This window comes from Burkholderia paludis, from assembly GCF_000732615.1.
Taxonomy (GTDB): Bacteria; Pseudomonadota; Gammaproteobacteria; order Burkholderiales; family Burkholderiaceae; genus Burkholderia; species Burkholderia paludis.
On the sequence record NZ_JPGL01000012.1, the window covers coordinates 186,707 to 206,748 of the forward strand.

The window sequence follows — 20,042 nt, forward strand, 5'->3', positions numbered from 1 at the left end:
ATTCCGCGCGCTCGCGCCGCCCCGCCCCGCCGGCAACGACGCATGCGCGGCCGCCCGCCGGGCAGCCGCGCGGCGGCTAGCGGCCCGCCTGCGTGCCGGACGGCAGCGGGCCGACCGGTCGCTCGTACAGCGCCCAGACTTCGCCGTCCGTCTTCAGTCCCGCGCGGACGAAACCCAGCGACTCGTAGAACGCGCACAGCGTCGTGTTCGCGGCGGCGCAGTCGAGCCTCACCCAGTGCCGGTTCGACGCGCCGATCTGCCGCGCGCACCAGTCGAGCATGAAGCCGCCGAGCCCCTGCCCATTGCAACCGCGTCGCACGCTCAGCCCGTGTACGTAACCGGCGATCGGCTCCTGCGGCCCCCAGTGCCGGTCCTCGCCGAAGCCGAGCGAAAACGTGCCGACCGGCGTGCCGTCCAGCTCGACGACATACACGTCCTTCTCGCGGACGTTGTTCCGCACCCAGGCCTCGGAAAATCCGTCCCCTTCCCTGCCCCATGCATGGTCGCCGTACGTCACCTTCTTCGCATGCGCATCGTTGCGTATCGCGGTGAGCACCGGCACGTCCTCTTCCGTTGCGCGGCGGATGCTTTTCGAAACCATGGTTCGTCTCTCCGTTGATGCGTATCGGTGAAGGGAAACCCGCCCGCCGCCGCCGGCTCGCGGATCACGACTTCCTGCAAAAGATCCTGGCGTCGTCCGTATCGATCCTCACGGGGTAGGCCTGCTCGATCAATGCCCGCTCCGCGCCGCTCGGGTTGCCGATCCACACGGGCACGCAGCGGTTGACCAGCCGTCCGGCCGTGCGGTGCGACTCTTCGTCGTAAAACAGTGCAACGTTCGTCACGCCGCACTGGTGCGCCTGGCAGGCGTGATAAAGCCACTCGCGCGACGCCCCGACTTTCCACAGCGCGCCCTCCGTCGCGGGGCCGCTCAGCAGGCGTGCGCGCAGCGCGGGCGAACCCTGGCCGGCCTGACGCAGAAAATCGTCGAACGCGGCCGATACCGTCCGGCCGATCGCCGTCCCGTATTGATCCCCGTCCGGGTCGACGAAATTGAAGATCTCCGTCTTGTATCGGGAGCTCGCCGGCGTGATGTCCTGCGGAACCGGCGCTTCGCTCCTGGCCTGACCGTGACACGCCAGCGGGAACGCCAACGCCGCCCACAACAGGACGGACAGGCCCGGCAAGGGGGACATTCCGGCGCCGCTGCCGGCGCGCATCGTGTTGCCGCGATCTCGCTTCATTCTTCCATGCAACCTTTTCGACTCGTTGTTGGCGTGGCGATCCACGCACATCGCCTTCATGCTTGTTCGCTTCGTCGCCGCCGCGATCCGCGCATGGACACGCCGCGCCCGGCAGCGCTTCGCACACGATGCGTTGTTCCGGGCCGCATGTTACCCGCACGGACGCGGCGCGAGCCATGCGCGATCGCGTGCCTGCGACGCGGCACCCCCGCGCGACGGGCTTGAATCCGGCGACGGGCGCAGTGGCTCCCATCGGCAATCAGCGGCGACGCGCGACCAGCGCCCGGCCCCGAGCGGAAAAATCGCCGACATGCCGATCGACAGGAAATCAGCGGATGTCCGTGGCGGCGACCGGATCGTGCGAACGCGCCTGCGGGATATCCGCTCGGGCAGGCAATACCCATTCCGCCAGGCGCAACGCGGCCCGGTTGCCGACGCCATGCCCGTACAGGGTCGCGCGCAGCCATGCCAGCATGCCCGGCACCACCCGCATCGAAGCCTCGGCCGCGCAATGCCCGAGGCCGCGCAGCAACCAGACCCGGGCCGACGGATAGGCGCTGAAAACCCGCACGTCCTCATCGGGGATGTACGGATCGCAATCGCCGTTGACCGCCAGCAGCGGTGCGCAGTCGGCACCGTCGAGCCATCCCTGGTTCCTCAGCGAGAACAGGCCCAGAAAGCGCTCCATGGCCGCGACGTCGGGCAACCCCGGCAGGCGCGCCGCGTTCGCGACGATGCCCGTCATGCCGTTCGGCAACTGCGCCAGCGCGCCGGCGTCGCGATGCGCGGCGCCGATCGGGCCGCCCCAGTCGATCGCGGCATCGACCTCGTTGCGCAGCGCCAGCTTGGCGGCCCAGTGCCCGCCGAAGCTCACGCCGACGATCGCCTTCTTGCGCCGCCCGCCGAATCGCGACAGGACCGTGCGATACAGCCGGTCGCTGTCCGGTTGCAGCGGCGTATCCGTCTCCCCCGTTCCCGGCATGTCGATCGCCACCACCGTCAAGCGCCCGTACAGGGCAAGCACGAGCGCGAGGCGATGCAGCTCCATCTTTCCGGTATCGACGCCGCCCGTCAGGCATACGACCGGATATTCCCCGCGCTGCCGGGGCTGGTAGACATGCGCGGGGAACCGGACGGCGCCGCCGTCGTCGTCGTGACGCACCTCGATGCGCTCGAAATGCACGGGGAAGCTTGCCGACGCGCGCAGGAAGCATTGCACCTGGTTGCGCAATGCTTCCTGCCGGGCCGGCGTACAGACCACCGGAAACCGCGCGGCGCCGTAAAGCATCGCCGCCAGCAGCCAGCGGTTGTCCGCCTGCGCGGCGGCGGCCTCCCGCGACCATTCGCGGGTCCATCCTCCGGGGCCGTCATGCCAGTTGTCCGTGACGCGCTGCTCGACGCGCGCGATCGTCGCACGCGGAATCCCCCAGCGTACGAACTGGATGCGCCGCTCGTCGAACAGATCGCGCGGATTGACCGGAAACGCGAACATGGCCTGGTTCCTGAATCGTGGTATCGATTGCCGACGGGGTGGCTCGCGATGCCGAACCGCTGCCCTGAAGCGGCGCCGCGCGACGGCACGCATCGCCCCGGGCCGCTCCCGCGAAGGGAGGGGCCCGCCGGCGCCCCGACGTGAAATGGGAAAGAGGAAATCACCGCGATGTTGCCACACGCGGCCGTCGACGGCACGCCCGCCCGCCGGCAAAAAAAAAAGCCCGACACGGTCGGGCCAACGAGCGAGATACCAAGAGAATCCCGCTCCCCCTCATCGAGCGCGCACACCGCGCTGACCGATGCCGCCGTGATCCCGGCGGCACCCGATGACCTCGCAGGATGTGGCGACCGGTCGTCGGCCGCCGCGTCCTGCCGGGAAAAATGCGGAAAGAAACGCTTACTGCGTCACCGGCGCACCGGACGGCGCTTGCGCGGGCAGGGCCGGCAGCGGAATCGCCGCGCTGTCCGTCCCGCTCCCCGACGTGCTCGCCGTGTTCGTGGCGCCCGTCTGTCCGCGGCGGCCGCGGTGCCCGCCATGCGTGGCCGTGGGTGCGCTCGCGGCGACCGGACGGACGGGCGGATGGGTGATGTACTGGAAGTTGTCGTTGATCGCGCTGTTGCCCGTATCGTAAGACCGGTGCACGAATACGCTGCTGGTCACGGGCTCGCTGGCTTGCGCGAACGCCGCCGGCATGACGAACATGGTTGCGGCTGCCGTCGCCGCGCTCAACGCGGCGATCCGCACGAGCGAACCGGCATCGCGGACTGTCGGGCGTGCTGTCACGCTGGGGTTCCTCCACAAGGTGCATCCGCTCGGCGATCGTTCTGCGGCCGCCGGCGCCCGCCCGAAAAATCGGCCCGCGCCGACAGGTCGACGAGCGCGGGCCCAGCCAAGAAAACACAACACCTTGGGGGGGGATCAAGGCGAGCCCAGTCTAGCCCGAGTCGCCGGATGGAAGATTTCAGGCGGGATTACAGCTATTACTTCATATGACGACGCATCGGCGGCCGCCGTTCGCGTGAAACGGCCGCACGTCGCCCGTGCAACGGCCTGGCGGGCCGCTCGCCGGCGGCGCTCCGGGCCGGCCGATCGGCATCGGCTGGCGGCCGCCGCCGCTTCGGTCCCACCTGCCGGCGCCTTTGGAAACAGCCGGCGGCGCCGTTCCTGCCAGCGGCCGGCACCGCGAGCGCCGCGACGGGCCGGTCAGCGCGCGTCCGACAGATGCAGGCTGAACCACGCCAGCGCCGCCCGGCTGGTCGTGTCGAAGTGCTCGATATACGGCGTGAAATGCCCGCCCTTGATCTGCAGCAGGCGCTTCGGTTCCAGCGCGTTTTCCCACGCCTTGAGGCAAAGATCGGTGGGCGTCAGCAGATCCTGGTCGGCCACGATCATCAGCAACGGGGTCGGCGAAATGCGCTCGACGTACTGGCCCGGCTCGTTCTCGCGGGACATCTCGGCGCTGCGCAACGTCACCTCGTTTCGCCAGTTCGGCGCGCACCGCGCCGCCGACTCGACGAAGAACCGGTACGCATCCGCGCCGGCCATCGCGCAGGCCGCCGTCGGATCGGCACTGACAGCCGGCAGCATCGCCGGCTGTCCGCCCGCGAACCGCTGCCGGCGATCTTCCTCGAAGCGGGCCAGCGTCGCGGGCACCAGATCGGCACGCGTGCGGCGCAGCGCCGACTGATACCCGCTGATCGTCGGCACCTGCGACACCACGCATTTGACGCGGCGATCGACGGCGGCGACTTCGAGCACGTGGCCGCCGCTGTAGCTGGTGCCCCAGATGCCGATGCGTGCGGCGTCGACGTCCGGGCGGGTCAGCAGATAGCTGATCGCATCGCGATAGCCGCGCTTCTGCTGCACCGGGTCGATCTCCTGCCGCGGATGCCCGTCGCTCGAGCCGAAGTTCCGGTGATCGTATAGCAGCACGCCGAAGCCGCCGGCGGCGAACACCTCGGCGTAGCGGTCCAGATACTGCTCCTTCACGCCCGAGAAGCCGTGCGCCATCACGATGGCGGGATACGTTTCCGTATCGGCGCGCCGCGCCGGCGCGTAGAACCAGCCTCGCAGCGTGGCGGCTTCGGACGGGAATTCGATGTCGTGTCGTGTCATGTCGGCTTACCTCTTTCGGTCGGTGGTATCGATGACCGACACGATAAGCGCGCATGCCGCCGCCCGCGTGGGCTGGAAGGACGTTTGCTACGCGGAATCGGACAGTTTCGCGTAAGCGCTGGGCGTCATGCCGGCGCACCGGCGAAACACGGTCGAGAATGCGCTCGTGGTTTCATAGCCCAGCTCGGCCGCGACCGCGATCACGGAGCGCCCCGACGCCAGCAACGGGCGCGCGGCCGAGATCCGGGCCTGCTGCCGCCACTGGCTGAACGACAGCCCGGTTTCCGCGTTGAACAGCCGGGCCAGCGTGCGGCTCGACGCCCCGACTTCGCGGGCCCATTCCGTCAGCGTGCGCGGATCGGCCGGATCCGCGAGGATCGCGTCGCAGACCCGGGCAAGACGCCGATCCTGGCCGGACGGAAGCGGCAACGGCTGTTCGGGGGACCACGCGATCTCGGCGAGCATGAGCCGGATCACGAGATCGTCGCGTCCGTCGGGGCGGATCTCGATCGGGAACGACGACGCGCGCACGATCAATTCATGCAGCAGCGACGATACGTTGACCAGTGCCGGCCGATCCGGATGCGCCGACCGGTACGCTCGCGGATCGACGTACGCGGTGCGCATCTCGAGCTGCCCGCGCGCGCGCATCGCATGCGGAAGGTCGGGCGGAATCCAGAGCGCGCGACGAGGCGGGATCATCCACAGCGACTGGCCGACGATAACTTCGGCGATGCCCGTCGTCGTATAGACGAGCTGCGCGCGCGCATGCCGATGCACGTCGACGACAAAACCGTCGGGAAACACTTTCGGCATGACGGCCGCGATCCCCGGCGCGTCCTGGTAGTCACGCGGGTCGGTGCTCTTTGCGACGGGCCCGATGCCCGCATGTCGCGCGCCGGTTGCCGCGTGACGCCCGGTCGCGCCGGCGCGGCCGCGCCCTTCGACCTTCATTGCCATTCCTCGTCTCTTGCCGGGGCGGACATGCCGGGGCGTGCGCGCCCCGTGCGTTACGCGATGCGCAGGAACATTCCCGCCTTCTCCGGCAGCAGCGAAGGCTGAAAACCGTAGCGTTCGTAGAACGTCGGCGTGCCGTGATCCGCCATCAGGCTGACATAGGCGGTCGGCGGCGCATTCTCGTGAACGTAGCGCATGAGCGCCCGCATGATCAGGTCGCCCACGCCCTTCTTCTGGTGCGCCGGCAATACCGCGATATCCACGATCTCGAAGAAACACCCGCCGTCGCCGATCACCCGGCCGATGCCGACCGGCACGCTGCCGAGGTAAGCCACGACGCTGAAAAGCCCGTTCTTCAGGCCGATCGTCGCGGCCTGCTCCGACTTCCTGCTCAAGCCCGCGGCAAGACGAATTCCGATGTAATCGGACACCGACGGGACTTCCCGTCGAACAACGTATTCCATGCAAACCCTTCCGGTTGACGGTGTCGATGAATGGATCGAGAGGGCCGCGCCGGCGGCGACGCGGCGGGCCGCCGGCGCGCGCCGCCCGCGCGCGCACCGGGCCCGCGAACCGGCCTACAGAATCCGGTCCAGCGCATCGGAGAACCGGGCGACCGCGCCGTCGACGTCATGCAGCTTGTCCAGGCCGAACAACCCGAGGCGGAAGGTCTTGAAATCGTCGGGCTCGTCGCATTGCAGCGGAACGCCGGCCGCGATCTGCAGGCCGACGTCGGCGAACTTCTTCCCGGACCGGATGCCGTCGTCGTCCGTGTAGCTGACCACGACGCCCGGCGCCTCGAAACCTTCGGCCGCCACGCTCCGGAACCCCTTGGCGGCCAGCAGCGCGCGAATGCGCGCGCCGAGTTCGAGCTGCTCCGCCTTCACCTTGTCGAAACCGTAGGCCCCGGTTTCCTTCATCACGTCGCGCAACGTGGTGAGGCTGTCCGTGGGCATCGTCGCGTGGTATGCGAACCCGCCGTTCTCGTACGCCTCCATGATCTGCAGCCACTTGCGCAGATCGCAGGCGAAGCTGGTGCTGGTCGTCGCGTCGATCCGCTCGCGGGCGAGCGCGCCGAGCATGACCATCGCGCAGCACGGCGACGCACTCCAGCCCTTCTGCGGCGCGCTGATCAGGATATCGACGCCGCTGGCCTGCATGTCGACCCAGACCGTGCCGGACGCGATGCAGTCGAGCACGAACATCCCGCCGACCGCGTGCACGGCGTCGGACACCGCGCGCAGATAGCCATCGGGCAGCATCATCCCGGACGCGGTTTCGACGTGCGGCGCAAAGACCAGATCCGGCTTGTGCTCGCGGATCGCGGCCACCACTTCGTCGATCGGCGCCGGCGCATAGGCGGCCTGCCGCCCCGCTTCGACCGGGCGCGCCTTCAGTACGATCGTTTCGGACGGAATGCCGCCCATGTCGAAGATCTGCGACCAGCGATAGCTGAACCAGCCGTTGCGGATCACCAGGCACTTCCGGTTCGTCGCGAACTGCCGCGCCACGGCTTCCATGCCGAACGTCCCGCTGCCCGGGACGATCGCGACCGACTTCGCGTGATAGACGTCTTTCAGCGTGCCGGAGATGTCGCGCATGACGCCCTGGAAGCGCTGCGACATATGATTGATCGAGCGATCGGTGTACACCACCGAGTATTCGAGGAGCCCCTCGCGGTCAACATCGGGAAGTAAACCTGGCATGCTCGCCTCCGGTGAAAGATGAACGATGGAATCAGGATGAGCAGCGTCCGTGACGCGATACTGCTCTGCACCAATGCAATGGCGTTGTTTCTTCGACGAAAGCAGATTCTAACGAACGCCGCGCGCCGCTTGGGCATATTTTGCCCGCCGCCCTTCGCATGCGTCGCGGAGCGCCTTCCGGGCGGGCGCCGCGCACGTAGCCCTGTTCCACGTATGGATTAATGGCGCGGCCGGCATGCGACGCCTAACATGTCGGCTCGCCCTTTCACGACAGAGTCCTCGATGACCCCGAACCGAGCATCGTCACTTCAGCCGTCGCCCGATCCCGCACTCGCCGAGCGCGTCGATGCGGTCCTGTCCCGTCAACTCGAAACGCGGCGCCTGGTCGGCGCGGTCGTCCTGATCGCCCGCGACGGCGAGCCCGTGTATCGCCGCGCGGCCGGGTTCGCCGACCGTGAGGCGCGCACGCCGATGCGCGAGGACACGCTGTTCCGGCTCGCGTCGGTGACCAAGCCGATCGTCTCGGCAGCGGCCATGGCGCTCGTCGCGCAGCGCCGGCTGTCGCTCGACGACGACGTCACCCGCTGGCTGCCCGAATTCCGTCCCGCGCTGCCGGACGGCCGCGTGCCGGCGATCACGGTGCGTCACCTGCTCACGCATACCGCCGGCCTCGGCTATCGCTTCGCGGAAGCCGACGCCAACGGCCCCCGTGCGCGCGCGGGCGTCTCCGACGGGCTCGACGGCGCGTCGATCACGCTCGGCGAAAACCTGCGCCGGATCGCGAGCGTGCCGCTGCTGTTCGCGCCCGGCACCGGCTGGAACTATTCGCTGGCGATGGACGTCGCCGGCGCGCTGATCGAGGCCGTCTGCGGGCTGCCGCTGGCCGACGCGGTCGATACGCTGGTGCTCCGGCCGCTCGACATCCGCGACACGGCATTCGTCGCACGCGATCCCGCGCGGCTCGCGACGCCCTACGTCAACGATACGCCGCAGCCGCACCGGCTCGCCGAGAACGAAACCGTGCCCATCTTCGATGGCACCGTCGGCGTGACGTACTCGCCGGCGCGCGCGCTCGATGCGCATGCGTTCGCGTCGGGCGGCGCCGGAATGGTCGGCACCGCCGGCGATGTGCTGAACGTGCTGGATACGCTGCGCGCGGGCGGCGGCGCCGTGCTGCCGCCCGAGCTGGTGGACGAGATGGGCCGCGTGCAGACCGGCACGCTCGCGTTGCCGGACCGGCCCGGCACGGGCTTCGGGATCGGCTTTTCCGTGCTGCACGACCCGCTCGCGGCGGCGTCGCCCGAGTCGCCGGGCACCTGGCGCTGGGGCGGCGTCTACGGCCACTCGTGGTTCGTCGACCGCGCACGCGGGCTCACCGTCGTGTCGCTGTCGAACACGCTTTATGAAGGGATGAACGGTCAGTACACGGTCGATCTGCGCGACGCGGTTTACGGCGTCGGGTAGCACGCGATCGATTAGGGGATGGGGTTGCACCCGTCCCCTGTCATGCCGCCGTATGTGTCGTTCCGCGTACGGCGGTTCACTGGACACACCGGGCGCGCCGCTGGATTTCCGGCTGCAAAAGTTGCGCCGCGTACCGGCATGACCGCCTCCGCCCCCGCGTGCGCGACATCCCGGCCGCCCCGTTCGGGCGCGGCGTCATGGCGAGCCACGAAACGCTTCGTCTCGAATGCGACTCGTTCTGCGTCGGCTTCGCCAAGCAGGTCGAGGTCGAGCAACGCAAATGCAGCTTCCACGCCGCGAAGCGCATTCATGCCGTCTTCTCCTGCTTCGGCCCGATCCGTCGGCATTTCGCCCTGAAGCAACATCTTTCACGCTACCCGCTAGCGCAAGCATCTTCCCGCGCATTGTTCGACGTGGCGTAACCGTCTGTCTCACGAAGCAGCAGGCCGCTCCAGCGTGCCTCGCGAACATCCCCCACCACGCAGCTTGTGTCCTTCGGTGTGCCAGACCAAAGCAAGGGGCAGTTTCTGCCTCGGACGAAGAAGCGCGTGTATCGACGCTCATTCGTTAAACAAACTCGAAGCAAGTCATCCGGCAGTTATAGAAGCGCGATCGATCATCACGTCGCATACCAGCTGTCCAACTGACCAGTCCTTTTTACGTCTCCGTCTCCGTCTCCGTCTCCGTCTCCGTCTCCGTCTCCGTCTCCGTCTCCGTCTCCATCACCGTGACTAACAAATAGGATCACGTAAATTTTCGTATCTCCATTGCTGTTTTTTGAGATTCGTTAAAATTTTCATTCTGTACAATTCCGCCAAATGGCAATGCGTCATCACTAGTTCGCATGCCTATGAATGAATATAGAAAGGTATGCAGATGGATACTCGCAATCTGATGCAGATTTTTCGAGGCGGGCTGATTCAGCAAGACCGTCTTCTCAAGCTGGACACGTCGTTGGGTGGCAACGTTCTGCTTCCCCACCAGACGATTGGGGAATCGCGGCTCGGGCGCGATTTCGAGTTTGTTGTCGACGTCGCAACGACAAGCTCGAGCATCGAACTCAAGAAACTTATCGCGCAACCCGCTACCCTCTGGATTCAGCAGCGCAACGGATCGTATGCACCACACCACGGCTATGTGCATACGGCGCGGCGCCTGGGTGCCGATGGCGGGCTGACATTTCATCAGATAACGATGGCCTCATGGATGCATTTCCTGCGCTTTCGTCGTGATCAGAAAATCTGGCAGGACCAACCCGCCGATGCAATCGTTACGGACGTGTTCAATGCGCATCCACAAGCGCGCGGCCTCTACGAGTTTCATCTTTCCCGCTCTCTTCCTTCGCTCTCATTCTGCCGCCAGAACGAGAGCGATTGGAATTTCGTTCACCGGCTTCTGGAGTCTGAAGGGCTATATGGCTACTGGAAACACGACAGTGACGGCAAGGCGCATCGACTCATCATTACAGACCGCCTGACCGCGCTCGACGAAGCGCTGCCGCTCGACTTCTCCAGTGCCGGAACGACGCTTGCATCGGGCGCACTGACGCAATGGAGCGGCAAGCGTACACTGCAGAGCACGTCGCTGACCACGCGCACGTTCGACTACAAGAACCCGGCGGGCGCGTTCAATTCAAAGGGAACGTCATGGCCGACGATGCCAAATCAGGGTGAGTTGCCTGATCAGGCAGAGGTCTATCAGTACACGGGCGCCTACACCTTTCTCTCACAGGAGCGCGGCGACACCCTGTCGAAGACTCGCATCGAAGAATGGGAATCCCGGTCGAAGCGTTTTTTCGGCATTGGCGGTTGGCGCGCGGCCGACGCGGGCAAACGTTTCACATTGAATGCCCATCCCGATCACGACGGCAACTCGCTCGAGCAGCGTGAATTCGTCACGATTGCGGTGCGATGGACCATTCGAAACAACCTGCCGATCACGCGATCGTCGGCACGAATACCCCATAGCCTCGACCAGTTGATCGCCGATTCCGGGATAGACGACCTGAGCAGCGCGTCGCATGTGTCGTCGGATATCGACGGATCGACGGGGGCCTATCAAGTCGAGATCGAAGCACAGCGGACCACCGTCCCGTTTCGTAGTCCGTTCGAACACATCAAGCCGACGACACACCTTGAGACTGCCGTGGTAGTCGGCCCGAAGAACGAAGAGGTCTACACCGACGTGTTGAACCGCATCAAGGTGCGATTCATCTGGGACCGTGTGAACGACGGCAACGAGAGCGCTTCGTGTTGGGTCCGGGTCGCGCAGTCCGATGCCGGCAGCGGGTATGGCTCCGTTCATCCGCCGCGAATTGGAGAAGAGGTCTTGATCGACTACGTCGGAGGCGACTGTGACCGACCGATCGCAATCGCACGCGTTTACAACGGTGCAGCGAAGCCGCAGTGGCACACGAACGGCCTGCTTTCGGGCTACCGGTCGAAAGAGTTTTCCGGAACAGGGTACAACCAGATGGTGATGGACGACTCGACCGGACAGAACCGTGTGCAGTTGTTCAGTAGCCAAGGAAACTCCGTGCTCCATCTCGGTTACCTCATCCAGCAAACCGGCAATGCGCGGGGCGACTACCTGGGAAGCGGATTCGACCTGCGGACAGACACTTACGGCGCCGTTCGCGCGAATCGCGGACTATACGTCACCACGTATTCGAAAGCACTCGACAGCCAACCGCTCGACGCTCGCGAGACGCAACAGCAATTGGTACGCGCCGAACGCTTGCTCGAATCACTATCCGACGCGAGCATCGCACATGACGCCGAGGGCCTGCAGGCCGGATACGATGCGCTGAAGCTGCTATCCGACGCAACGCAGGATTCGGCCACCGCGGCCGTCGCGGGCGGACGAACAGCCGGGGGTGGAACCGGAGCGGCAAACGCCTTCAAAAAACCCGTGATGTTGTTCGGCAGCCCATCGGACATCGCGCTTTCCACGAACGAAACTGCTCACCTGTCGGCCGAGCAACACGTCAACATCGTCAGTGGCCGGAACACGCATCTGGCGATCGGGAAGTCGCTTCTCGCAAGTGTCGCCAACAAACTGAGCATCTTTGTCCGGGGCGCCGGCATGAAACTGTTCGCCGGGCGCGGCAAGATCGAACTGCAGGCCCACTCGGACAACATCGAGTTGACCGCCCGGAAATCAGTGAAGGTGCTTTCGACAACGGCCAAGGTCGAAGTCGCGGCCGATCAGGAACTCCTCCTTACGTCGGGTGGCGCCTACATCCGGATCGCGAATGGCGGCGTCCAGATCCATGCGCCAGGCAGGATCGACATCAAGGGTACGACGCACAGCTTCGACGGGCCGACCGCGCAAGGCTACGCGCTTCCCGGCCTGCCCCATGCGGGCGATGCCCCGCGGTATCACGAGCAGTTCCACCTGGTCGACGACGACGGCACGACCGTCCTGCCGCACACACACTACGAGATCGAAAGCGAGTCGGGCAAGAAGTGGAGCGGTTACAGCGATGCAGATGGATTCACTCGGCACGTCTACACCGATCAACCTGAATCCCTTTCTCTCACCGTCTACAAGGAGGTCGACGATGACAGCGACGAAGAAACGTAAGACCGTGACGCGGCACGTAAAACATGCGTCGACGACCGGTACCGATCAAAAATCGCTGGTGAAGGCCGTTATTCAGAGCGACATCGGTGAATGGGTCCACCCGAAGACCGGGGACAAGTTCTATATCGACGAGACTACTCGGTTCCCTTCCGTCACGTTCGAGATCGAGACGAATGACCCACCACCTTACCAATGGAAATGGAGCATCGTGTGGGACGCCCAGGTCAGTTCGTTGCGCGAGTCGGCCAAGCGAGGGAAGAAGGTCAGGTCGTTCTCGGAGACCGGCTCATTCACGAGCAACGACACGACCTGGGACGCAAAGCTGAACGACAAGATCATCGGCGGGAAGCTGTCCGTCGAAGTGAAGGCGGGTACGACTGATTTTCGACGAACCGTCTTCATTCTTGGAAAGAATCCTGCGAAAGACGATGTCCTGAACTACCTTAAGGCGATTCCGAATACTGCTGGATTCGATCTGATCCTCGAGCAAGAGAGCCGCTTCAAGAACTTCATCAACGCCGACAACGAACCGGTAGTTGCCGGCGACAAGGGCTACGGGATAACGCAGATGACGAATCCCGCACCCAGCTATGAGCAAGTCTGGAGCTGGAAGGAGAATATCAAGGCCGGTGTCGCGCTATGGCAGTTGAAGCAAAAGGCAGCGATTGCCAGCTTCGACGGGGTGCCCTACACCGAAGAGCAATTGAGGCGCGAGACCTTCACTCGCTGGAATGGGGGGAGCTACTACAAGGCCAACACGAAAACGCAGACGCTTGAACGTCGCGACATACAGTGCGACACCCAGACAGGCAACATTGGCTGGGACATGAAAGATCCGACGAACATCGGGAAAACCGAAGCGGAACTACACGACCGCGATAAGGACGAATACAAGAAAATGAAGGGCGGTCAGGGCAAAGACCATCGATGGATGTATTCCGGAATCTGCTATGTCGATCATATCTTCGGTCGTTAAATGTTGCGTCATTTCCGTCGCCCTCGCCGGTACGGCGAACGTTCTTGCAGACGAAGAGGCGCCCACCTCGATTCGACTGTCAAATGGGCGCCACCTGCAGCAGGATGAGGATGGGAAGCGACTGATCGAGGTCGACATTGCCCATCACCGCTCGATCACGGTGAAGTTACCGACTGCACTGCGTCGGGCTGTCTCTTCCGCATCGAGCATCGGCTTTCCGTCGGCGGACTCGAAGGTCGTCGACGGAAAGGAGATCGTGCTGGTTGTCGTCAGTCAGTCGTCGAGCAACAATCCGACGGGATATTGCGGCGCGGGGGAGGAAAGCACCCTGTATGCACTCCAGATCGACGGGAATGCCGCAGTGCCGAGATATTCGATGCCCGTGCAAAGCTGCTTGCACACCGTGTCGCTCGATACCTACGTCAACAATCGATCGCCCTGGCTTGCGATCGAGTGGCTTGACGATCCGCTCGGATTCAAGATCAACTGGTCTTTCATCGACGAGACCGCGCACGTGACGCGTCAGTATCGCTACAACGGCAGCACCTTCGTGCAGAGCAAGAAGTGACGTGCGCAGTCACGAATCAGCAAGACAGTCGCGCTGCCGTCGGTGGTGCACCGTGCGGCACTGTCATGTTGCTGGAGGTGATCGCGCAGGATGAGGGGATGACGAATGGCACATCACTCTGCCGCGGACACCGAATCCCGGCGGCAGTCATCTGTATTCGCCGGGACTCGATCTGACAGGTAGCCGGCCCGACAGCCGGGCGCACCCACAAAAAAAGCCCGACACAGTCGGGCCAATGAGTCGAGACACAAGGAGAATCCCGCCCGCTCCACGGCGGGCGGGCTACGCCGCGCTACACGACGTTCTTTTCGACGATCGGGCGGTTTTCCAGCACGCGCGCCCAGCCGAGCGTCGACAGGTCGAGCGTGTCGTAACGCCCGCCCAGGATGAGTTCGCTGACGCCGCGCCCCGTCGCCGGCCCTTGCTGCAGCCCGTGGCCGCTGTAGCCGTTCGCGAACACCACGTTGTCGAGTTCCGGGTGATACCCGATGATCGCGTTGTGGTCGAACACGTTGTATTCGTAGTATCCGGACCAGCAGTTCTGCACGCGCAACGCCTCGAATTCCGGCACGCGATGCGCGAGCGTCGGCCAGATCACCTCGTCGAACAGTTCGTGATCGACTTCGTCGAGCGGCAGGTCGTCCGGGTCGCGGTCGGCGCTCGGCGACATCCCGCAGATATACGTCCGCCCTTCCGGCCGGAAATACACGCCCGTCGGGTCGATCAGCAGCGGACAATCCGCGAGCTTCGCCGGCGACGACACGTTGAAGATGCTGCGGCGCCGCGCATGCACGGGAATGTCGATGCCCATCATCGCCGACAGCGTGCGCGTCCACGCACCGGCCGCGTTGACGAGCGTGTCGCACGCATGGCGCTCGCCGTCGTGCGTGACCACCTGTGTCACCTTGCGGCCGTCGCGCTCGACGCCCGTCACATCCGCCGCCACGTAGCGCGCGCCCAGCGCCTGCGCCTTCTTGCGCAGCGCCTGCACGAGCCCGTAGCCGTCGAACCACCCCTCGCCGCTCACGCCATAGGCGCCCGACACGAGATCGTCGACGTTCAGCCACGGAAACTTCGCGCGCAGCGCATCGCGATCCATCAGCCGGATATCGGCGCCGAGGCGCGTCTGCAGCGCATGATTATCCTGCAGCGTCGCCTCGCCGGCCGGCGTCGCGAGGAACAGGTAGCCGCCTTCGTGCAGATCGATCGACGGCCGGTTGCCGTCCACTTCGAGCCGTTCGCCGATCGTGCGCAGGAAATCGATGCCGAACAGCGACATCTGGATCGACAGCGGCGTCGAGAACTGCTGGCGGATCGACGCGGCCGACAACGCCGACGACGATTTCGCATAGCTGGGATCGCGCTCGATGACGGTCACGGAAACCGTGGGATCGGTGGCGCGCAGGAAATAGGCGATCGAGCTGCCGATCACACCACCGCCGACGATGACGACTTGAGAACTCACGACTGACTCCAGTTGCACATGAAGGGCGCAGCCTGCCGGCCGCGCCCGTGGGTTGTTCATGCCGCGTCGCGCGGGCAGGCCGGCCCGTCGGCCGGGCCGGCGGGCGCCGCGATCGCGCCGGACCGCCAATGGCATTTCAGCACGTCCGGCATCGCAGCGAAAGCCCGCGCGCGCGTTGCGTTCAGTCCGCCGATTTCGTCGTGACGGGCTGCCACGCGGCGTTCTTCACTTCGTACAGCGTCGAGCTCGGGTTCTTCAGGTCGCCCGTGCTCGTGAACGCGATCGTGCCCGTGATGCCGTCGTAGCGCGTGCCCTTCAGCGCGCCGTTGAAATCGGCCGGCTTCGTCGAGTTCGCCTTCTGCATCGCATTGATCGCGATCCACGTCGCGTCGTACGCGAACGGCGCATACGCGAGCATGTCGACGCCGTACTTCTGCTTGAATTTCGTTTCGAACTGCTTGCCCTTCGCGAGCCGCGACAGCGGCTGCCCGTACTCCCACACGGCCGCGCCTTCCGCCGCGTTGCCGGCCAGCCGGATGAAGTTCGCGTTCATCACGCCGCCGCCCGCGAGGAACTGCGCGCGGATGCCGAGCTGGCGCATGCGCTTCACGAGCATCGCGGCCTGGGCGTCGAGGCCGCCGAAGAACACGAGATCGGCATTCGTGCTCTTGATCTTCGTGAGCTGCGCGCTGAAATCGACGGCCTTGTCGTTCGTGAATTCGCGCGTGACGATCGTGCCGCCGTTCGCCTTCACGGCCTTCTCGAATTCGTCCGCTTCGCCCTGGCCGAACGCGGTGCGATCGTCGATGATCGCGATGCGCTTCGCCTTGGTGACGCTCGCCGCATACGCGCCCGCGTTGCCGGCGTTCTGCGTGTCCGTCGCGATCACACGGTACACGGTGCCGAGCCCGGCGCGCGTGATGTCGGGATTGGTCGCCGACGGCGTGATCATCGGAATGCCGGCCTTCGCGTAGATCTTCGATGCGGGCAGCGTCGTGCCCGAGTTGAAGTGGCCGATCACGACGGCCACCTGCGCATCGGCCAATTGTTGCGCGGCCTGCACGCCGGTGCGCGGATCGCTCTGGTCGTCCTGCGACGCGACGACGAACTTCACGGGCTTGCCGCCCACCGTCGTATGCGCGGCATTCGCCTCGTCGACGGCCATGCGCACGCCGTTCTCGATGTCCTTGCCGTACGCGGCGCCGCCGCCCGTCAGCGGGCCGGCCACGCCGACCTTGACGACCGTCTCCTGGGCATGGGCCGCGCCGGCCTGGAACGCGAGGATCGCGGCGGTCAATGCAACGCCGGAAATCGAACGAATGCGGAACATCATGGCAGTCCTTCTTGTGTGGGTCGGGATGCAACGCGCGGCTGCCGCGCGTCGGCGACCTCCTGCGTGCGGCGGATCGCGTCCGTCACCGGGCACCTTCGACGAAGGCGCCGGACCGGCCGGTCGATCAATCACCGCGGTTCCGTCTCCGAAGAACCTTGCACCGCTAAAGAGGTGAAGGAATTGTGGGTAGCCAATACCCGTGCAGCAAACGAATTATCGGAACTACATAGTGAGGATTTGTCATCAAGTGCCGGCTGTGCGCCAGTCTGGCCGGCCTGCGCCGCCACGCTTCATGCTGCCGGATTGCGATGCCGCGCCAAAGGCACTTTGGCGCGGCACACGTCGTCCCGCCGTCGCCCGTCAGGGCGCTCGCTCGTCGTCCCGGTCGATCAGGAACACGCTGCGATCCTTGCCGCGAATCCATTGCGGCTCGCGGCCCCGGCCGGTCCAGGTCCGGCCCGTCGCGGGATCCATGTATTTCGGCGGTATCGCCGGCCGTACCCTATGCCCGGTGGCCGCGCGATATTCGATGAGGTCGCTCAGGCTGATGCCGTTCCTGTCGAGCAGATCGATCAGCTCGCCGAGGAAACGGCGCATCTCGCGCGTCCTCGCGCTCTCGATCTCCTGCTTGAGCCGGTTGAACTGTTGCAGCATCTCGACGTATGAATTCATGTTGCCCCCCTCATCTCGCCATTCCGTTGCGCAGCATCGCGCACGTCATCCGCGCCACGGACGCGGCGGCGGCGCGGTCGCGCAGCCGCCGCACCGCGGGCTCACCATTGATAACCCGCGCCAAGCACCGCGCCGGTGCCTCCGCGGCTACTCGTCGTCAGCGCACCCTTGTAGATCCACTTGCCGTTTTCCGACACGGTCGAGACGCCAAGCGCGAGCCCCTGCTGCCCCTGCCACGTCGAACCCGCGACCGCGACCATGCTCTTGCCCGGCCCGGTCGGCTGAGGCAGGCCCGCGACAGCCATCGCGGCCGCGACGCCGCTGTTCATGTCGTTCTTCAGCCCTTCGATCTGCTGGTTCGTGTACTGGTTCGCTTGCGCGACGGCATTCGAAACCCCGCTGTTCAACTGGTTCACGTTGACCGCATCGGTGCCGTTCACGCCCGGCGCAAGATTGCTGATCGTGCGCTCGTTGCCGACCGAGCCAACCGACACGGTGTTCGCCGCCGTCGCGACCGAATTCGCGCCAAGGGCGACCGAGTTCGCTCCGCTCGCGGTGGCATGATCGCCCAGGGCGGTGCTGCCGCTGCCGGACGCGACCGAACCGCTACCGGCGGCAGTCGCGTTCTGGCCGCTTGCCGAAGGCGGCGTGAACGTCGTCGGGTTGCCGGTGATCCAGGTCTGATCGCCCCCCGTCGACGGTACGACCGTCTGGGCGGGCAGGCTGTTGATCGTCTGGTCCAGCGTGCTGATTGCACTCTCGAGCTGGCCCAGATTGACCGCATCGGTCAGTTGCGTGCCGGGCGCGACGTTCGTGATCTGTCGCAATGCGCCCGATGCCCCGACGGACACCGCACCCAGCGTCGTCGTGAAACTGCTTCCGCTGATCGGATCGACATAGGTACCGGCCGCACGGTCGGCTACCGACCCCGCGCCCAGTGCCACGCCGCCGAGCGTCGCGACGCTGGCGCCGTTGCCCAGCGCGAGCGAGTTGCCGCCCGTCGCCTGTGCGCCGCTGCCGAGCGCGACGTCGCCCGACACCGCCTGATTGCCGCTGACGCCCGCCACGGCGCCCGAGCCTTCCGCGATGGACGAATCGCCGTTGGCGGTCGCGGTCGGGCCGACCGCGATGCTGTCGGTACCCACCGCGTTCGAATCGGCCGCGGTCGAATTCGCATGGAAGTATTTGATGCCGCCGCCGTTCACGGCCGTATCCACCTCGCTGGCAACGGCATAGAGCTGACTGCCGTTGACCGCATCGGTCGACGTCGCCGTGACGCGCCCCGCCGCCACGTTGGTGATCTGCCGCTCGGCACCCGGCGCGCCGACCGACACCACGCTGGTCGGATTCGCGCCGGCAAAACCGGACAGCGTGAGTTGCCCGCCGGACGCGGTCGTGATGGTGGCGCCGCTGGTCGGATTGGCGGCGGCGGTCGTCGAGCCGGCGCCGAGCGCAACGTCGCCGTTGTTGTTCGCCATCGCGCCGTTGCCAAGCGCGACCGTGTTGCTCACGGCAAGGCCCGCCGTGCCCGTCGACGCGACCTGGCCGGTGGTCGCGTCCACGCTGTAGGACGCCGCGTTCGCCCCCGCGCCGATCGACACGTTGCCGTTGCCGGTCACGCCCGCGCCCGCCGCCGCGCCGATCCCCACGTTGGTGTTGCCCGTCACCTGGACGCCCGCGTTGAGCCCGAAGTTCGCGTTCGCATTGCCGACCGTCAGCGCACCGGCCTGACTGCCGATGTTGCTGTTGTAATTGCCCTGCACGCTTTCGCCGCTCAGGCTGCCGATGCTCGTGTTCAGCGTGCCGTTGACACCGTTCCCCGCGCCAGGGCCGATCGCCGTGTTCTGTCCGCCGGCCGCATTCGCGCCCGCGTCGTTGCCGATGTTCACGTCCGACACGCTGGTCGCGTTCGCGCCCGCGTTCTGGCCGATCGACACGGTACCGGTCGTCGACGCCGACGCACCGCTGCCGATCGCCACGCCGGACGCACCCGCCGCCGACGCGCCGACGCCCGCCGCCAGCGCATCCGCGCCGGTCGCGCCGTCGTTCGCGTAGTTGCCTCCCTGCGCGCCACCGTCGTTCACGCTGTAGTAGTGCGTCTGGCCGGCCGCCACCGCACTCGCCAGCGATTGCAGCTGGCTCACGTTCACCGCGTCCGTCGCGTTGCTGCCCGGTGCCACGTTCGTGATCTCCCGTTCGGCGCCCGCCGCGCCTACGCTCACTACTCCGCTTGCCGTGCCCGACAGCGTGCCGCTGCCCGGGTTGTAGTAGTTGGTGTTCGCCGCCGCCACCGTCGAGTTGTTACCCAGCACCACCGAGTTGTCCACCGCATCCGTCACGTTGTTGCCCAGCACGAACGCGTTGTTCGCGGACACCGTGTTGTTGCTGCCGACCGCGCCTGATTGCGCGCCGCTCACGACATTGTTCAGACCGAGCGCGAGCGACTGGCTGCCGCTGGCCGT

17 protein-coding genes are annotated in these 20,042 nt (G+C 65.8%); 5 read left to right on the plus strand and 12 right to left on the minus strand.

Features of this window, described 5'->3' with window-relative positions; translation table 11 throughout:
- Positions 1 to 76 precede the first annotated feature (76 nt).
- The 8 genes from GQ56_RS0109145 to GQ56_RS0109180 all read right to left on the minus strand — a co-directional run bounded on the left by GQ56_RS0109145 (position 77) and on the right by GQ56_RS0109180 (position 7,517).
- Positions 77 to 601 carry a GNAT family N-acetyltransferase gene (locus GQ56_RS0109145; protein WP_052001570.1) on the minus strand — a complete coding sequence of 175 codons (525 nt, stop codon included), beginning with the start codon at positions 599 to 601 and terminating at the stop codon, positions 77 to 79.
- Between the two features lie 64 nt (positions 602 to 665).
- Positions 666 to 1,244 (minus strand): hypothetical protein, encoded by a 579-nt coding sequence (locus GQ56_RS40100; RefSeq protein WP_052007239.1) that lies wholly within the window; start codon positions 1,242 to 1,244, stop codon positions 666 to 668.
- Positions 1,245 to 1,572: 328 nt separating this feature from the next.
- Entirely contained in the window at positions 1,573 to 2,736 is a 1,164-nt protein-coding gene (locus GQ56_RS0109155; RefSeq protein WP_052007240.1) for an alpha/beta fold hydrolase, read from the minus strand.
- Between the two features lie 399 nt (positions 2,737 to 3,135).
- Positions 3,136 to 3,522, minus strand: coding sequence for a hypothetical protein (locus GQ56_RS0109160; RefSeq protein WP_152601708.1), 387 nt, complete (start codon positions 3,520 to 3,522; stop codon positions 3,136 to 3,138).
- Positions 3,523 to 3,942: 420 nt separating this feature from the next.
- Complete coding sequence (locus GQ56_RS0109165; RefSeq protein WP_031398376.1) at positions 3,943 to 4,854, minus strand: alpha/beta hydrolase; 912 nt, start codon at positions 4,852 to 4,854, stop codon at positions 3,943 to 3,945.
- An 87-nt stretch (positions 4,855 to 4,941) separates the two neighbouring features.
- Entirely contained in the window at positions 4,942 to 5,814 is an 873-nt protein-coding gene (locus GQ56_RS0109170) for an AraC family transcriptional regulator (protein WP_235212670.1), read from the minus strand.
- Between the two features lie 50 nt (positions 5,815 to 5,864).
- Positions 5,865 to 6,275: a GNAT family N-acetyltransferase gene (locus tag GQ56_RS0109175; protein ID WP_031398378.1), complete on the minus strand. Its 411-nt coding sequence runs from the start codon at positions 6,273 to 6,275 to the stop codon at positions 5,865 to 5,867.
- Between the two features lie 114 nt (positions 6,276 to 6,389).
- On the minus strand, positions 6,390 to 7,517 hold the full coding sequence (locus GQ56_RS0109180) for an aminotransferase class V-fold PLP-dependent enzyme (protein WP_031398379.1): 1,128 nt from the start codon (positions 7,515 to 7,517) through the stop codon (positions 6,390 to 6,392).
- A gap of 282 nt (positions 7,518 to 7,799) precedes the next feature.
- Between GQ56_RS0109180 and GQ56_RS0109185 the strand changes: the two genes are divergently transcribed.
- The 5 genes from GQ56_RS0109185 to GQ56_RS0109210 all read left to right on the plus strand — a co-directional run bounded on the left by GQ56_RS0109185 (position 7,800) and on the right by GQ56_RS0109210 (position 14,110).
- Positions 7,800 to 8,981, plus strand: a complete 1,182-nt coding sequence (locus GQ56_RS0109185) for a serine hydrolase domain-containing protein (protein ID WP_031398380.1) — start codon at positions 7,800 to 7,802, stop codon at positions 8,979 to 8,981.
- Between the two features lie 158 nt (positions 8,982 to 9,139).
- The gene (locus GQ56_RS0109190; RefSeq protein ID WP_152601709.1) at positions 9,140 to 9,403 is read left to right on the plus strand and encodes a hypothetical protein; all 264 of its coding nucleotides are present in this window, start codon (positions 9,140 to 9,142) and stop codon (positions 9,401 to 9,403) included.
- Positions 9,404 to 9,857: 454 nt separating this feature from the next.
- Complete coding sequence (locus tag GQ56_RS0109200) at positions 9,858 to 12,566, plus strand: type VI secretion system Vgr family protein (protein ID WP_043301252.1); 2,709 nt, start codon at positions 9,858 to 9,860, stop codon at positions 12,564 to 12,566.
- Positions 12,544 to 13,542, plus strand: a complete 999-nt coding sequence (locus GQ56_RS0109205; protein ID WP_031398383.1) for a hypothetical protein — start codon at positions 12,544 to 12,546, stop codon at positions 13,540 to 13,542. The genes GQ56_RS0109200 and GQ56_RS0109205 overlap by 23 nt, the downstream gene beginning before the upstream one ends.
- Entirely contained in the window at positions 13,517 to 14,110 is a 594-nt protein-coding gene (locus GQ56_RS0109210) for a hypothetical protein (RefSeq protein WP_152601710.1), read from the plus strand. The genes GQ56_RS0109205 and GQ56_RS0109210 overlap by 26 nt, the downstream gene beginning before the upstream one ends.
- Positions 14,111 to 14,402: 292 nt before the next feature.
- Here the strand turns inward: GQ56_RS0109210 and GQ56_RS0109215 are convergent, their stop codons facing one another.
- From GQ56_RS0109215 to GQ56_RS43065, 4 genes are all read right to left on the minus strand, one after another.
- Positions 14,403 to 15,575, minus strand: a complete 1,173-nt coding sequence (locus tag GQ56_RS0109215; protein ID WP_031398385.1) for an NAD(P)/FAD-dependent oxidoreductase — start codon at positions 15,573 to 15,575, stop codon at positions 14,403 to 14,405.
- 181 nt (positions 15,576 to 15,756) lie between these two features.
- On the minus strand, positions 15,757 to 16,908 hold the full coding sequence (locus tag GQ56_RS0109225; RefSeq protein WP_031398387.1) for a branched-chain amino acid ABC transporter substrate-binding protein: 1,152 nt from the start codon (positions 16,906 to 16,908) through the stop codon (positions 15,757 to 15,759).
- Between the two features lie 360 nt (positions 16,909 to 17,268).
- On the minus strand, positions 17,269 to 17,562 hold the full coding sequence (locus GQ56_RS0109230) for an H-NS histone family protein (RefSeq protein ID WP_052001567.1): 294 nt from the start codon (positions 17,560 to 17,562) through the stop codon (positions 17,269 to 17,271).
- 119 nt (positions 17,563 to 17,681) lie between these two features.
- On the minus strand, positions 17,682 to 20,042 hold a 2,361-nt coding region (locus tag GQ56_RS43065), incomplete at its 5' end, for a YadA-like family protein (RefSeq protein ID WP_052007241.1).